A 586-nucleotide genomic window follows, 5' to 3' on the forward strand; every position below is an offset into this window, starting at 1 on the left:
CCGGTGAGGCGAACGCCGCATCGCCTCGGAAGTAGCGGCGCAGGTCCCGGTCCCGGTAACGCTCAACGACGGGCTCCAGAACGCCTCGCCAGCCGTCGGCGCTGTTGGACGTTGCCGGGACGAAGCTCGCTGCGTTCCAGATCACCGAACTGGTTGAACACGAACAGCGGATGGTAGCAGGTGCAGGCAAAGTGCCCATTGTAGGCGGCACCTTGCTGATCGCCATGGGTCGGGCTGACGCTGGAATCCATGTCGAGCACGATCGCCTTGGGCGGATGCCGGGCGTGCACCCGGTCAATCCATTGCCCCGACAGATCAGCCAGCGCAGCGAGGTTCTCGTCGCCGGCAAGGAACTCCGTCTCGAAGCGAGCCATCTGGCTGGTCGAGGCGGCCTGCTTCGCAACGGCGCGACCACCGACAATCCAACGCATCGCCGGATCACGTCCCAGGCGATCGGCGTCGTTCACGTCCTAGCCACCGAGGCGGCCGAAGACGGACTGACGAAACAAATCCTGTCATCGCGTGTTGGCCGTTCTTACCGGTGCGTGGATCGACGAGCTCGTCGCCAACCATATCCGTCAACCCG

At 64.5% G+C, this 586-nt stretch carries 1 pseudogene; it reads right to left on the reverse strand.

The annotated features are described in order from the left end of the window. Nucleotides 1-586 (reverse strand): annotated as a pseudogene (locus GY791_07630) (IS1380 family transposase).

The sequence above is a fragment of the Alphaproteobacteria bacterium genome (assembly GCA_024244705.1).
In the GTDB taxonomy this organism is placed as follows: domain Bacteria; phylum Pseudomonadota; class Alphaproteobacteria; order JAAEOK01; family JAAEOK01; genus JAAEOK01.